This window comes from Stenotrophomonas sp. 2201_Sma, from assembly GCF_056486685.1.
In genome coordinates this window covers 1,409,584-1,424,191 of sequence record NZ_CM151329.1, presented here as the reverse complement: position 1 = coordinate 1,424,191, position 14,608 = coordinate 1,409,584, and the positions used below count along the sequence as shown (strand labels likewise).

The 14,608-nt window shown below is 68.8% G+C and carries 11 protein-coding genes and 1 pseudogene; 4 read left to right on the top strand and 8 right to left on the bottom strand.

The window, feature by feature from the left end:
- Positions 1-24: 24 nt before the first annotated feature.
- From ACZLIF_RS06700 to ACZLIF_RS06685, 4 genes and pseudogenes are all read right to left on the bottom strand, one after another.
- Positions 25-747, bottom strand: coding sequence for a pseudouridine synthase (locus ACZLIF_RS06700; protein ID WP_053518769.1), 723 nt, complete (start codon positions 745-747; stop codon positions 25-27).
- A gap of 34 nt (positions 748-781) precedes the next feature.
- Positions 782-2,378 (bottom strand): annotated as a pseudogene (locus tag ACZLIF_RS06695) (sensor domain-containing diguanylate cyclase).
- Between the two features lie 174 nt (positions 2,379-2,552).
- Positions 2,553-4,976, bottom strand: a complete 2,424-nt coding sequence (locus ACZLIF_RS06690; RefSeq protein WP_478462462.1) for a putative bifunctional diguanylate cyclase/phosphodiesterase — start codon at positions 4,974-4,976, stop codon at positions 2,553-2,555.
- Positions 4,977-5,125: 149 nt separating this feature from the next.
- Entirely contained in the window at positions 5,126-7,051 is a 1,926-nt protein-coding gene (locus ACZLIF_RS06685) for a DEAD/DEAH box helicase (RefSeq protein ID WP_065174676.1), read from the bottom strand.
- A gap of 267 nt (positions 7,052-7,318) precedes the next feature.
- On the opposite strand from ACZLIF_RS06685, the gene ACZLIF_RS06680 reads away from it, so the two are divergent.
- Positions 7,319-7,540, top strand: a complete 222-nt coding sequence (locus tag ACZLIF_RS06680) for an RNA-binding S4 domain-containing protein (protein WP_128990043.1) — start codon at positions 7,319-7,321, stop codon at positions 7,538-7,540.
- A gap of 11 nt (positions 7,541-7,551) precedes the next feature.
- Here ACZLIF_RS06680 and ubiM read toward each other — a convergent pair whose 3' ends face one another.
- The 4 genes from ubiM to ACZLIF_RS06660 all read right to left on the bottom strand — a co-directional run bounded on the left by ubiM (position 7,552) and on the right by ACZLIF_RS06660 (position 10,988).
- Complete coding sequence (gene ubiM / locus ACZLIF_RS06675) at positions 7,552-8,730, bottom strand: 5-demethoxyubiquinol-8 5-hydroxylase UbiM (RefSeq protein ID WP_128990045.1); 1,179 nt, start codon at positions 8,728-8,730, stop codon at positions 7,552-7,554.
- Between the two features lie 80 nt (positions 8,731-8,810).
- Positions 8,811-9,200 (bottom strand): MAPEG family protein, encoded by a 390-nt coding sequence (locus ACZLIF_RS06670; RefSeq protein WP_128990047.1) that lies wholly within the window; start codon positions 9,198-9,200, stop codon positions 8,811-8,813.
- A gap of 11 nt (positions 9,201-9,211) precedes the next feature.
- Positions 9,212-9,766, bottom strand: a complete 555-nt coding sequence (locus ACZLIF_RS06665) for a DUF4019 domain-containing protein (RefSeq protein ID WP_128990049.1) — start codon at positions 9,764-9,766, stop codon at positions 9,212-9,214.
- Positions 9,767-9,824: 58 nt separating this feature from the next.
- On the bottom strand, positions 9,825-10,988 hold the full coding sequence (locus ACZLIF_RS06660; RefSeq protein ID WP_128990051.1) for a COG3904 family protein: 1,164 nt from the start codon (positions 10,986-10,988) through the stop codon (positions 9,825-9,827).
- Between the two features lie 160 nt (positions 10,989-11,148).
- On the opposite strand from ACZLIF_RS06660, the gene ACZLIF_RS06655 reads away from it, so the two are divergent.
- The 3 genes from ACZLIF_RS06655 (at position 11,149) to ACZLIF_RS06645 (ending at position 14,473) form a co-directional block, all read left to right on the top strand.
- Complete coding sequence (locus ACZLIF_RS06655; RefSeq protein WP_111185821.1) at positions 11,149-12,627, top strand: DNA-3-methyladenine glycosylase 2 family protein; 1,479 nt, start codon at positions 11,149-11,151, stop codon at positions 12,625-12,627.
- Positions 12,624-13,115, top strand: a complete 492-nt coding sequence (locus ACZLIF_RS06650) for a methylated-DNA--[protein]-cysteine S-methyltransferase (protein ID WP_065181155.1) — start codon at positions 12,624-12,626, stop codon at positions 13,113-13,115. Before ACZLIF_RS06655 ends, ACZLIF_RS06650 begins: the two co-directional genes overlap by 4 nt.
- Positions 13,116-13,222: 107 nt before the next feature.
- Positions 13,223-14,473, top strand: a complete 1,251-nt coding sequence (locus tag ACZLIF_RS06645) for an alkaline phosphatase family protein (protein WP_128990053.1) — start codon at positions 13,223-13,225, stop codon at positions 14,471-14,473.
- The last annotated feature ends 135 nt before the right edge of the window (positions 14,474-14,608 follow it).

Sequence of the window (14,608 nt, the reverse complement as noted above, 5' to 3'; positions counted from 1 at the left end):
GGGCCGACGTCCGACCGCTGTCGTTTACCAGTCCTGCTGCTGCGGCAGCAGGCCGTGCAGCTCCTGCTCGGTCAGGTTGCGCCACTGGCCCGGCTTCAGCGCACCGATCTTGATGTTGTCGATGCGGACGCGGCGCAGCTGGGTGACGCGGTAACCGAACTCCGCCGCCATCAGGCGGATCTGCCGGTTCAGGCCCTGCTCCAGGGTGATGCGGAACCCGAATTTGGCGATGCGCGAGGTGCGGCAAGGCAGGGTCATCTGGTTGTGGATGCGCACACCACGGGCCATGCCGCGCAGGAACTCGTCGGTGACCGGCTTGTTCACCGCCACCAGATACTCCTTCTGGTGGCCATTCTCGGCACGCAGGATCTGGTTGACGATGTCGCCATTGCTGGTCATCAGGATCAGTCCTTCCGACTCCTTGTCCAGGCGGCCGATCGGGAAGATGCGCTGCTCGTGGCCGACGAAGTCGACGATGTTGCCCTTCACCGAGCTTTCGGTGGTGCAGGTGACGCCGACCGGCTTGTTCAGCGCGATGTAGACGTGGCGGCGCGCCCCCGGCTTGCGTGCGGTACGGGCACGCAGCGGCTGGCCGTCGACCAGCACCTGGTCGCCCTCGCCGACCACGGCACCGGTGCCGGCCGGATGGCCGTTGACGGTGACCCGGCGGGCGGCGATCAGGCGGTCGGCCTCGCGACGGGAGCAGAAGCCGGTATCGGCGATATGTTTGTTGAGTCGGGTGGTCATCGCCCTATTATCCGGCATCGCCGCCCTGTCAGGTTCATGCTGGTGCGGGTGGATCCAGTTCTTCGCCGTCGAACACCCGGTTACGGCGCGCGCTAGGCCACGTACATGGCATGGTCGGCCCGGCGCAGCAGCGCGGCCAGGTCGTCCTCGCCCGGCCGCCACTGGGCCAGGCCGATGCTGGCGGTCACCTCCAGCCCCGGCACCTGCAGGGCCTGGCAGGCCTCGGTGATGCGCTGGCGCAGGCGATCCAGCCGCGCCGCCGCCGCCTCGCGCGGCATGCCCGGCATCAGCAGCAGGAACTCCTCGCCGCCCATCCGCACCACCTGGTCCTGGCTGCGCACGGCGGCCCGCAGCGCACGGGCCACGGCGACCAGTACCTGGTCACCCACCTCATGCCCGTGGCGGTCGTTGATGTCCTTGAACAGATCAATGTCGAGGAAGCCGATCACCATCGGGCCACGCTCACGATCCACCCGTTCCAGATGATGGCCGAGCTCCCGCAGACCGGCGCGGCGGTTGGGCAGCCCGGTCAGGCCGTCGGTCTCGGCCAGCTGGCGCATCTCGTCACGCTGCTGGCGCAGGCGTCCCAGCCGCAGGTTCAGGGCGTAGGCCGCCATCATCAGCAGCCAGGTGATCGCCAGCTGCAGCGCCTCCACCCGGTACTCCAGCAGCCACTCCGCAGCGCAGGCGTCGGCGCCGATCAGCACCAGCATCGGCGCCAGCGCCGCCAATCCAGCCAGGGCCCAGCGGTCGCCACGCCACCGCGCCCCTATCCCCATCAGCAGGGAGACGCCGCAGCCGGCCAGGTAGGTCACCTGCAGCCCCTGCGCGACCCATGCGAGCTGATCCCAGCGCAGCCACGGCACCAGCGCGGCTACGCCCAGCAGGGCGCACAGGACCATCTGCTGGAGCAGGCGTGACTTCGGCCACAACCGGTCGCCACCGTTCAGCCACCACAGGGCAGGCAGCACCAGTGCCTGGCTCGCTGCCGTCAGCGCCAGCAGCCACCAGGCGCCACGCGTGCCGACCGGCAGCCACGGCTCCGGATAGCCGCTGAGGCCTCCGAGGATGGCCTGCCACAGCACCAGCACGCCGGTACCCGCGATGTACACCAGGAAGCTGCGATCACGGGTGGTCAGATAGGCCATCAGCGCCGACAGCGCCAAGGCCAGCGCCACCGCGATGCAGGCCGCGCGGACCAGCAGCCGCGCAGTGTCGTTCTGCTGCACCGGGCTGGGTGCGCCGAGCCGTAGCGTCGGTACCCAACGATCCTTCAGCGGCGTCTGCCACGAGACCAGGAATGGCTCGTGACTGCCGGCCGGCGGCACCGCAACCAGGCCCACGCCGGCACGGAAACGCGAGTCGCGGGTACGCGCATCATGCATGTCGCCGCAGATCTCCCGGTCGCCGTGCCGTACCTGGACCTCGCCCGCGAACACATTGAACACATCCAGCGCCTGGGGTTCGCCCGACCAGCCCGCCGGCGGCGCCGGCACCCGCACCTGCTGGCGTGGCCCGGCCAGCATCTGCGCAGTACAGGCGCGATGGGGCGTAGGCTCGGCGGTGGCAACGCCCACCAGCAGGTAGTCGGGACCGTGCATCGCCGCACCGGCCTGCGCAGGCCACGGCATTGCCAACCACACCAGCAGCACGACCAGCACCACCCCAGTTCCGTACTGCCACTGCCTGACGACCACGCCACATCCTGTTCTGCTTACGCCCGCGCCCACTGCGCGTCGCCCCTGGCGTGCATTATCGCAGCCGTCCGTGGCATGCAGGTGTAGACAATCGTCGCGGACCAGCGTTCAGCCTGCGGCCGGCGGGCCTTTCACCGCCTTCAGCCTGACCGGCCGCAGGTCGGTCAGGGTCATCCGCTCCAGCGGCTGCGGCCGCTCGATCGCATAGCCCTGCAGCCCCTGCACGCCCAGCCGGGTCAGTGCCCCTGCCACTTCGCTGCTCTCCACCCACTCGGCCACGACCTCCATCTGCAGTTCGCGGCCCAGTTCGGTGATCGCGCGCACGGTCGCATGGCTGACCGGATCGACATCCATGTCGCGCACGAATGCGCCGTCGATCTTCAGCATGTCGGCCGGCAGCTGGCGCAGGTACCCGAACGAGGACAGACCCGAGCCGAAATCGTCCAGCGCCAGCCGGCAGCCACGCGCCTTCACCGCATCGATGAACGCCCGCGCCTGGCTCAGATTGCTGATCGCGGCCGTCTCGGTGATCTCGAAGCAGAGCTTGGACGCCAGTACGCGGTTGCGCTCCAGCAGGTCGCAGACGAAGGCCAGGAAGCTGGGTTCGGCGATCGACTGTGCGGACACGTTGACGTTGCACAGGCCGAGCTGGCGCACATGCGCCGGGCATACCTGCAGGTGCCGGAACAGCAGGCCGAGCACATGCCGGCCCAATGTCACCGCCATGCCGTAGCGCTCCACGGCCGGCATGAACTGGCCGGGCAGATGCAGCGTGCCGTCGCTGTCGCGCATGCGTACCAGCACCTCGTAGTGCAGATAGCCCGGGTCACCCACCCGGGCGATGCGCTGCGCGTACAGCAGCATGCGATTTTCGGCCATCGCCCGGCTCACGCCCTGCAGGCGCTCGGCCTCCAGCCGCCGTTCGTCCAGCGCCATGCGGTCCTCGTTGAAACAGTGCACGCGGTTGCGACCGGCCTGCTTGGCTGCGTAACAGGCACTGTCGGCTGCGCTCATCAGCCAGTTGACATCGGGTGCCTCCTGGCTGACCTCGACCACGCCGATGCTGCAACTCAGCTGCAGGCTGCCTTCGCTGATCGGGAACGTGGCCTGGCCAAGATTGCGGATCACCCGCTGCAGCACGCGCTTGGCCTCATCCTGGCCCGCATGGGCGAGGAACACCGCGAATTCGTCGGCGCCCAACCGGCCAACCCAGTCGCCCTCGCGCACGGCGGCGACCAGATAGTCGGCGAAACGGCGCAGCATCTGGTCGCCAGCGGCATGGCCGAAGCTGTCATTGACCAGCTTGAAATGGTCCAGGTTGATGTAGCACAACGCATGCGTGCCCCCCTCGCTGCGCACCTGCAGCAGTGCACGCTCGAGCAGGCGCTCGATCTCGCGCCGGTTGATAAGGCCCGTCAGCGGATCGTGGCTGGCGTGGTGTTCGATCTCGCGGGCCAGCGCATGGTTCTGGCTGACATCCTCGACAATCGCGAACACCGACAGCCCGCCACCGGTGTTGCGCACGCCGGTACCGCTCCAGCGCCCCCATACCAGGCTGCCGTCGCGACGGCGGAAGCGCAGCTCGCTCGGCCGCAGCTGCCGCTCCCAGTCGATCCGGCCAACACCGTCGATGACCAGCTCTCCTTCCATCAGCAGGTCACCCAGCGACATCTGCAACAGTGCGTCACGGCGATGGTCGAGGATGTCCGCCATCGCCTGGTTGGCTTCCAGCACCCGGCCGCCGGCATCAAGCTTCAGCATGCCGACATTGGCCTGGTAGAAGGCTGCGCGGAAGCGGCTTTCATGCTCCGTCAGATCCTTGCCGACCCGTCGCGCCAGGGCGACGGCCATCAGGCTGATCGCCAGCACCGACAGGCCGCCGACAACCAGGGTCGCCATCCTTACAGCGGCAGCCATCCGCAGCAGCGCCTGCGAAAACGCCTGCGCCTGCACCTGCAGCCGCCGGTCGAGATCACGGAGCTGCTGCAGGTACCGGTCGCGCGCGGCGACCGGCAGTGGACCGCCGGCATGACGATGCTGCAGTTCATCGACCAGCCGGTGCACGGCCATCAGGTCGCCGTCGGTCGCCCGCCAGAGGGCGGTCGCTTCACGGAAGGCGCCGAGGTCACGGGCGTGACGGAATGAAAAGATCAGCCGCGGCACATCGGCACGCGCGTTGCCGCCCTGCAGGAAGCCCTGTCGGGCACGCTCGATATCCGGTCTCGGCTGCTCCAGCGCCAGGCGTCCCTGCAGGTCCCCCATCGGCACGCGCAGGGCCTGGCGGGCGTCTTCCAGATCGCGGGCATCCCCCCGCGCCAGGTAGCGGCTGAGAGCGGCCGTGGCGTCCTGCTGGCCACGCGACCAGTAGCCCTGGCCGGCGATCCACGCCGTCGAAGCCGCCTGCAGTTCCTGGATCAGCGCCGACAATGCGACCAGCCCGATCGCCATGCCCGTCAACAGCGCAAACCTCAGCCCCAGCCCACGGGACATGGGTACCCGGCGGCTGTGAATGTCCGTGCCACTCCTACCCATCCCGGATCCCCCCGAATGTGCTGCGGTGACAACCTCCCTTCGAACCGGCCCAGCCTATGACCCTGAATGTGTGGGCGGTGCGAAACCGGGGTCCACAAACGAGCAACGCCAGCCCGAGGGCTGGCGTTGTCGATCACGGCAGGTCTGGCTCAGTAGCTGCGCGGGCCGCGCGGCTTGAAGCCATCACGACGCGGCGGACGGCCGTCACGGTCGCCGCCCGGACCACCCGGGCCACCACGACGCGGGCCACCCGGGCCACCCGGACCCCGCTTGTCGAAGCGCGGCTTGAACGGACGCGGTGCCGGATTGATCTCTTCACCGGCGGCCAGCGGACGCATCTGCAGCTGCTGGCCGGACACCCACACCTTCTGCAGGTGGGTCAGCACGTCCTGCGGCATCTGCGCCGGCAGGTCCAGCAGCGAGAAGTCGTCGTGGATGTCGATGCGGCCGATGTAACGGCTTTCCAGGCCGGCTTCGTTGGCGATGGCGCCGACGATGTTCGCCGGCTTCACGCCATGCTGGTGACCGACCGAAATGCGGTAGGTCTCCATGCCCTGCTCCGGCGCACCGCGCGGCGGAACTTCACGGCGCGGACGCTGCTCGAAACCCCCTTCGGCGTCGTCACGGCGGGGACCACGCTCGAAGCGCGGGCCACGTTCGTTGCGGTCGAAGCGATCGCCACGCTCCGGACGGTCGCCCCGGTCGAAGCGCTCGCGCGGCGCACGCTCTTCCCGCGGGGCACGCACCGGCGGCTGCAGCAGGAACGGGGTGTCGCCCTGCAGCATCTTCGCCAGCGCGGCAGCAATTTCGATGGCCGGCACGTTCTGCTCGTTCTCGAAGCGCTCCAGCAGCTGGCGGTAGAAGTCCAGGCCGCCGGCGCCGAGCGTTTCGCTGATGCGCGAGGTGAACTTGTTGATGCGGGTATCGTTGACCGCTTCCACGCTCGGCAGCTGCATCTCTTCGATCGGCTGGCGGGTGGCGCGCTCGATCTGGCGCAGCATGCCCTTCTCGCGCGGGGTCGCGAACAGGATCGCCTCGCCGCTGCGGCCGGCACGACCGGTACGGCCGATGCGGTGCACGTAGCTTTCGGTGTCGTACGGAATGTCGTAGTTCAGCACGTGGCTGATGCGCTCGACGTCCAGGCCGCGGGCGGCAACGTCGGTGGCCACCAGGATGTCCAGCTTGCCTTCCTTCAGCATGGCGATGGTGCGCTCACGCTGGGCCTGCTGCATGTCGCCATTGATGGCGGCAGCGGCCAGGCCCCGGGCCTGCAGCTTGCTGGCCAGTTCTTCGGTACCGGCCTTGGTACGCGCGAAGATGATCATCGCGTCGAACGGCTCGACTTCCAGGATGCGGGTCAGCGCGTCCAGCTTGTGCATGCCGCTCACCCACCAGTAGCGCTGGCGGATGTTGGCCGAGGTGGTGGTCTTGGCCGCGATGGTGACCTCGACCGGGTCCTGCAGGTAGGTCTGCGCGATGCGGCGGATCTGCGGCGGCATGGTGGCCGAGAACAGGGCCACCTGGCGCTGCTCCGGCAGCTTCTTCAGCACGGCTTCGACGTCGTCGATGAAGCCCATGCGCAGCATTTCATCGGCTTCGTCCAGCACCAGGGTCTTCAGCTCGGACAGGTCCAGGGTGCTGCGGTCCAGATGGTCGATCACGCGGCCGGGGGTACCGACCACGATGTGCACGCCGCGGCGCAGGGCCGACAGCTGCTGGCCATACGGCTGGCCGCCGTACACCGGCAGCACGCGGAAGCCCGGGATCTTCGACGAATAGGACTGGAACGCTTCAGCGACCTGGATGGCCAGTTCGCGGGTCGGCGCAAGGACCAGCGCCTGGGGCTTGATCTGCTGCAGGTCGATGTTGGACAGTACGGGCAGTGCGAAAGCGGCGGTCTTGCCGGTACCGGTCTGCGCCTGGCCCAGCACGTCGCGGCCTTCCAGCATCGCCGGGATGGTGGCGGCCTGGATCGGCGACGGGGTTTCGTAGCCGATGGCGGTGACCGCCTGCATCACGGGCTCGGACAGGCCGAGCTGCGCGAACTGCAGCGGCGCTTGGGAATCTTGGGACATGGGGAACTCCGAAGACACTGCCGTCTTCCTGGCAGTGCGATAAAAAAGGTGATGGTCCGCGCTTTGGGCGCCCTTCTTATCGCGTGCCCTGGCGCTGCTCGGTCGGAGGAGATTTCACTCGCTCAGAGCGGAATGATACCGCATTGATCCTGAACGAGGCGTACAGTTTTCCCTTCGCGTGCCGTCAGGCCCCGTGCTGGCGCACAATACGCGCCCTCTTCCCGGCCCGGCCGCTGGCCTGCGCCCCTTCCCAGGAACCCCCGCTCCATGCAGATTCTCGAATTCGACCTCGACGGTGACTACGTCGAACTCAAGCAGTTGCTCAAGCTGGCCGACCTGGTCACCAGCGGCGGCGAGGCCAAGATGGCCATCAGCGAGGGCCAGGTACGGGTCGATGGCGAAGTTGAACTGCGCAAGGCCTGCAAGATCCGCGCAGGCCAGGTGGTCGAATTCGCCGACAGCCAGATCCGGGTACTGGCGGCCGGCTGATCTGACCCTGTTCAGGCCACGCGCTGGGTCAGGTGCGAGGCGATCAGCTGCCTGAACGGCGCCACGCCCTGGGCGACACGCAGGCCCGCTGCCCGCAGCAGCCGCGCCGGGCGCCGATCATCGGTGTACAGGCTGGCGATCGCATTGGTCGCCTCGTACAGCGGTCGCGCCGCCATCCGATGACCACGCTGGTAGCTGGCCAGCATTCCGGCCGCGGCGATGTCCGCACCGCGGCGCTGCTGGCCGGCGATGCCCCGCGCCAGGCGCTGGGCACTGGCCAGGCCCAGGTTGAAGCCATGGGCGGTGACCGGGTGCATGCCCACCGCGGCATCGCCGATCAGCGCCGAGCGCTCGCCTGCGAAATGGTGCGCATACACACCCACCAACGGATAGGCCTGCGGCGTGGCGACCGGCTGCATGCCCCCGAGCCGATGCTCGAAGAAGCCGCTGATGGCCTCACCGAAGGCCACCTCATCCATCGCCAGCAGATCCTCGATCCGCCGCGGGGGCAGCGTGATCACCGCAGATGCCTGGCCTTCGTTGAGCGGCAGCAGCGCCATCGTACGACCATAGCCGAACCACTCCCACGCGGTGTGGTGATGGTCGCGTTCGACGCGCATGCGGCACACCAGCATCGACTTGCCGAAGTCGCGCATCTGCGCACCGATGCCGAGCATGCGCCGGGTTGCGGAGAAGCGGCTGTCCGCGGCCACCAGCAACCGCGCGTGCAGCCTGCTGCCATCATCCAGCGTGACCACATGGCCCTGCGTATCGGCCTGCACGCCCTGCACCTTGCGCCCGTCGAACAGTTCCAGGCCGTCCTGGCGCTGCACCGTGTCCCACGCCGCACGGCGGATCAGATGATTGGGCACCAGCCAACCCAACGGCTGGCCATCGACCTGGCTGCTGGCGAAGGTCAGTGCGAATGGCGAGCCGCCATTCATCACCTTGGCATCGCGCAGTTCGGAGATCTCGGCCTCCGGCAGGCGTGCCCACAGCCCCAGCTGCTCCAGGCTCTGCCGCGACGCGTGGGTCAGCGCGATCTCGCGGCCGTCGAACGCCGCTTCGGCGAGCGCCTGGCGTGGCTGCGCTTCGATCAGCCCGATCTGCAGCCCGCTGCCGGCCAGCGCACGTGCGAAGCACAGTCCTGCCGGCCCCGCGCCAACCACCACCACGTCCATCCTGCGCATGCGCGCCTCCCACCATCGATCCAGTCGCAGCCAGCATAGCGCCGCAAAGCTGACCGGCCTTGATCTGGATCAGACCCGGCTCACAGCAGTGCGAACACCAGCGCCAGGATCGACAGCAGCGACACCAGCCACACCAGGCTGCGCACGTAGGGCACACCTGCGGCGTACAGCGGCAGGTAGACCACCCGTGCCCAGAAGTACGCCTGCGCGGCCAGTACCGTGGTGTCGCTGCTGCGACCGGCCACCACCACCGCGATCGCGGCGGCGGCGAAGAACGGGAACGTTTCAAGGAAGTTGGACTGGGCCCGTTGCAGCCGCCCTGCCAGCGGGCTGAGTGGCCGGCCCTGTTCATCGCGCGCCGACGCGTTCCACTTCATGCCCCGCTCGCGGGTCACCACCGTGGAGGTGGCGAAGATGTAGACAAACCCCAGCAGCGTCGACCACGCCAGCAGTGTCAGTTCGGTCGCCATGCCGTTCTCCTTCAGGGCCCGGGCGCGCGCAGGCTGTAACCGGCCAGGCGCCAGACCTGGTCCTCATCGAAGCGGAACGAGACCAGTTCGCGCACGGGCTGCGCACTGTTGGCGAAGCGGGTCGGGAAGCTGACATTGATGTACAGGCCTTCGGGCACGGCGGCGCCGGCCGCGTACTTCACCCGGGTAATGGACGGTTGGCCGCGACCACTCAAGGCCCCCAGACGGGTGCGGTCGGCGGTCAGCTGGCTGATGAAGGCCGGCTTGGTCACCGCGCGCCGCGCTACGGCTGATGCGCCATCCCACAACTCGCCCGCGCGGTTGGCGTCGACCATCTGCGCGGCCCTCAGTGCGGCCGCCCCCATCTCCGCGTCCTGCTTCTGCACCTGCGCCTGCTGTGCCGGGCTGAGGGCCGGTGCGGACGGCCGTGCCGCTGTCGCCGGTGGCGCGGCGGCCGGCGCGCTCGGTGCCGGGCGTGCCGGAGCCGGCGCCGGCGTGGCGGGCGCGGGCACCTGGGCGAATGCAGCAAGCGGCAACAGGGACAGCAGCAGGAGCACGCGCTTCATGGACACCACCGGTTCATCGGAAGGAACCGCAGTCTACGCCAGCCGGGTGAGGCGTTTGTCAGCGCAGCGGCACGCTGCCCTGGGTTGCTTCGGCATCGGCCTGTGAGGCCTGGGTCTCCGTCTCCACTGCCGGCTGTTCCGCCACCGGAACCTGCGGCGGAGGAGACGGTGGCAGCGTGGCCACGTCGATCTCCGACAGCGGGCTCTCCTCGGGGCAGACCGGATCGGGGAAACCGAACCGCTGCTTGAGCGACTGGCCGCAGCTGTTGATCGATTCCATGTCCGCACCGTCGCGCTTGCACTGCTGGTCGAAGGCGATCAGGAACGCGTCCTTGCGCTGCACGAAATCGTCGCCACACGCGCGCATCTGCTTGATCCGTTCCAGGTCGTCCTGCACCGCATTGGTGCCATCCAGGCCGAACTGCCGCAGTTCCTCCGGGGTCAGCAGGCGCAGGCTGCGGTTGGGCACGGTCATCATCAGATCGGCAACGCCCACCGCCACGCCGTTGCGCTGCAAATAATCCTTCACGTTGTCGTAGACCTCGTGCAGCTCGCGGTTGAGCTCGGCGCGCGAGGTTGCCTTGGAGCTGATGCGCATCATGCGGTGGATGCCGACCTTGCCGGTCAGCAGGCGGTTGTCGCCGGCCGCGAGCACGAACACGCAGGCGCTGTGGCAGATCGATCCTTCGCGCACCCAGATGGTCCAGCCCGATTCGCCGATGCTGTCGCCGGCAATGATCGCCGACTCGACCTGGCCACCACTGGAGTCGAGATCGAGGATGCGCTTGTGGATCTCCAGCGCGTCGGCCACCACGGCCAGGCGCCACATCATTTCGGCGAACCCGGGATTGATCTTGCCGTTGTAGCGCACCCGCAGCAGGCCCCGCTCGGCACACGGCTGCAGCGCCTGGCTGATCTGCTCGCGCTGCAGCCCGTCCAGCTCCACGCCGTCGCCGCCTTCGGCTGCGTAATCGGTGCTGCAGCTGACCCAGGCCCGGCCGTTCTCCAGCTGCGCCTGCGGCCACGGCCGATCAGCGCGGCTGCGCGGCGGGGACGGCGGTGGTGGGGCGTCGGCGGCATTGATCGACACCATGTTGTCGCCATCACTGGCCGGTGCCCGTGCCGCCTTGTCAGCCGCGGTCACGTTGCCCGGGTTCTCCAACTGGCTGCAGCCCGCAAGGGCCAGGCACAACAGGGGCAACCAGCGGATCAAGGCGGACATCGGGCAACCGGATTTCGCAGGAACAAGGATCACAGTCTACCTGCCCGGCGCGCGCATTCAGCACGTGGCACTGAACCGGTTCTGACCCCGGATCGCGACCCGCTGCATCCATGTCCGAATCCGGCGAGTATCCGCCACATGAGCGGCCTAGACTGGGCGCATGAACACCGCCCTCGTCCTCGACACCGCTGCCTGCGACCGTGCCCGCCTCGCCCGTGACGCGCGCTTTGACGGCGTGTTCTTCACCGCCGTGCGCAGCACCGGCATCTACTGCCGGCCGGTCTGCCCGGCGCCGCCGCCGAAGCCGCGCAACATCACCTATTTCCCGAGTGCGGCCGCAGCCACTGCCGCCGGTTACCGGCCCTGCCTGCGCTGCCGTCCCGAACTGGCACCGCAGGCACAGCAGGCGCTGGCCGGCCAGGCCGTACAGCGGGCGCTGGCGTTGATCCACGGCGGCTTCCTGCAGGAGCAGCCGGTTGCCGGACTGGCTGCGAAGATCGGCCTCAGCGCACGCCAGCTGCAGCGCCTGTTCGTGGAGCACCTGGGCGCCACGCCCGGCCAGATCCACGCCACCCACCGCCTGCTGCTGGCCAAGCAGCTGCTGACCGAAACCACCCTACCGGTCACCGACGTTGCGCTCGCGGCGGGCTACAACAGCCTGCGCCGCTTCAACACCGCCTTCCTGCAGGGCTGCGGGATGGCGCCGACCACGCTGCGCCGCCAACACGTCCCGCTGGCCGCCGATGACGGTGGCCTGGTGCTGCGCCTGGGCTACCGGCCTCCGCTGGATTTTCCGCGCATGCTGGCGTTCCTGCGCAAGCGCAGCCTGCCGGGCATCGAACTGATCGGCGACGACAGCTACCAGCGCGTGCTCGGCACGCCTGAACGACCCACCCTGCTGCGGGTGACGGCTGATCCGAAGCGGCCGGAACTGCGCCTGCAGTTGGGTGCGGTCGATCCGCGGCTGATACCGGACATCGTGCGACGCGTGCGGCGGGTATTCGATCTCGATGCCGACCTGCAGCAGGTGCATGCCGCGCTCGGTGAAGAGCCGCTGCTGGCGCGCGGCATCGCCGAACGCCCTGGCCTGCGCGTGCCGGGCGGCTGGGATGGCTTCGAAGTGGCGGTGCGTGCCGTGCTCGGCCAGCAGGTCAGCGTCGCGGCGGCGACCACCTTCGCGCGCCGGCTGGTCGATGCGCATGGCGCCCATCTGCCGGGCATGCCGACGGAGTTCGACCGCCAGTTCCCCTCTCCCTCGGTATTGGCGGACGCCCCTCTGGAATCGATCGGTCTGCCACGCAGCCGCGCCGCCACCGTGCGCGCACTGGCCGCAGCCTGCGTCAGTGGCCAGCTCGACTTCGGACCCGGCCAGGCACTGGAGGAATTCGTCGCCCGCTGCGTGGCACTGCCCGGCATCGGCCCGTGGACGGCGCAGTACATCGCCCTGCGCGGACTGGGCCAGCCCGACGCCTTTCCTGCAGGTGACCTGGTACTGCAGCAGGTGCTCGGCCATGCCCAAGGGCAGCGCCTGAGCGAGCGCGCCACCGAAGCACGATCCCAGCCCTGGCGCCCCTGGCGCTCGTATGCGGTGCTGCATCTGTGGCATCTGTCCGGCACGTTCGTTGGAGAACCGACATGACGCTGTTGTTCGACCGTTTTGACAGCCCGATCGGCGAGCTCACCATCGCCGGCGACGAACGTGGCCTGGCCCACGTGCTGTTTCCTGAAAACCGCCACCCCGCGCGCGGACGCAGCGACTGGCACAATGCGCCCGGCGCGTTGCCCGAGGCCCGCGAACAGCTGCTGCAGTACCTGCATGGCGAACGCAGCACATTCGATCTGCTGCTGGCACCCCGCGGCACCCCGTTCCAGCTGCGCGTGTGGCATGCCCTGGCGTTGATACCGTTCGGCCAGACCTGGAGCTACCTGCAGCTGGCGCAGCACCTGGGCCAGCCCAGTGCGACGCGCGCGGTCGGCGCCGCCAACGGCCGAAATCCGCTGCCGATCATCCTGCCCTGCCATCGCGTGATCGGCAGCAACGGCGCGCTGACCGGTTTCGGCGGCGGGCTGGAGACCAAGGCAGCACTGCTGCGGCTTGAGCAACGCCAGGTACCGCTGTTCGCCTGATGGGAGATCGGGGTCATATCCCTTTCCCCTGGGAAAGGGATCTGACCGCGGACGGTCCTGGCGCGACGTGTCTTGGGCGCGTCATTACCTCGCACTATGATGGGCGGATGACTTCCGTACGCCTGACCTGCGCGCTGGCGCTGCTGCTGCCGTTGGCCGCCTGCACCACCGCACCCGCCCCGACCGCCACCGTCTCCACGCCTGCGGCAACGGCCGCACCGCCGAAGCTGCTGCTGATCTCCATCGATGGCCTGCGTGCCGACGCGCTGGACCGCGGGCTGACTCCGAACCTGCAGCGGATGATCGACAGCGGCGTGCGCGCACGCTGGATGACGCCCTCCTATCCCTCGCTGACCTTCCCCAACCACTACACCATCGTGACCGGTCTGCGCCCTGACCATCACGGCATCATCCACAATGCGATGGACGACGCATCGCTGGGCAGTTTCGCGCTGAGCAACCGCGAGGCGGTCACCCGCAGCGACTGGTGGGGCGGCGAGCCGATCTGGGTCAGCGCGGAGAAAGCCGGCGTGCGTGCCGCGACCTGGTCCTGGCCGGGCAGCGAAGCGGAGATCAAGGGCGTGCGCCCCAGCCAGTGGCTGGCGTACAACGACAAGGAACCGTTCGAGCAACGTGTGCAGACCGTACTGGGCTGGCTGGCACGCAGCGATGCCGATGCGCCGCGCCTGGCCACGCTGTACATGGAACACGTCGACAAGGCCGGGCATCACCATGGGCCGCAGTCGCAGCAGTACACGGCAGCCATCGTGCGGGCCGACCAGGTTGTCGGCCAGGTGCTCGACGGACTGCAGCAGCGTGGCCTGGCAGCCACCACCAATGTGATCGTGGTTTCCGATCACGGCATGGCCGCGGTGGGCGACGGCCAGGTGATCGCCACCGAGTCGATGGTGGACCCGGCCATCGCACGCAACGTCAGCCAGGGCCAGTCGGTCGGCTTCGCGCCGGTCGCGGGGCGTGAAGCCGAGGCCGAACGTGCCCTGCTCGGCCGCCATGCCCACTACGAATGCTGGAAGAAGGAGAACCTGCCTGCGCGCTGGCATTACGGCACGCATCCACGCATACCCGCCATCGTCTGCCAGATGGATGAAGGCTGGGACGCGCTGACCCGGGACTGGATCGCCAGGCGCGATCGTCGCGACGGCGGCTCGCACGGCTACGATCCGGCGCTGCCGTCGATGCGTGCGGTGTTCGTGGCGAGCGGCCCGTCGTTCCGCCAGGGACTGCTGATCGACGGCTTCGACAACGTCGATGTCTATCCGCTGCTGGCGCACCTGCTGCAGGTTCCAGCCGCGCCGAACGACGGCAATGCCGAGACACTGAAGCAGACGCTGCGTTGATCGGGCGTCTCCGCCGGGCATGGCCCGGCGCTACCACGGCAATGGGGGGGGCGACGTCTCCGCCGGGCATGGCCCGGCGCTACCACGGCACTGGGGGGGCGGACGTCTCCGCCGGGCATGGCCCGGCGAACGCGG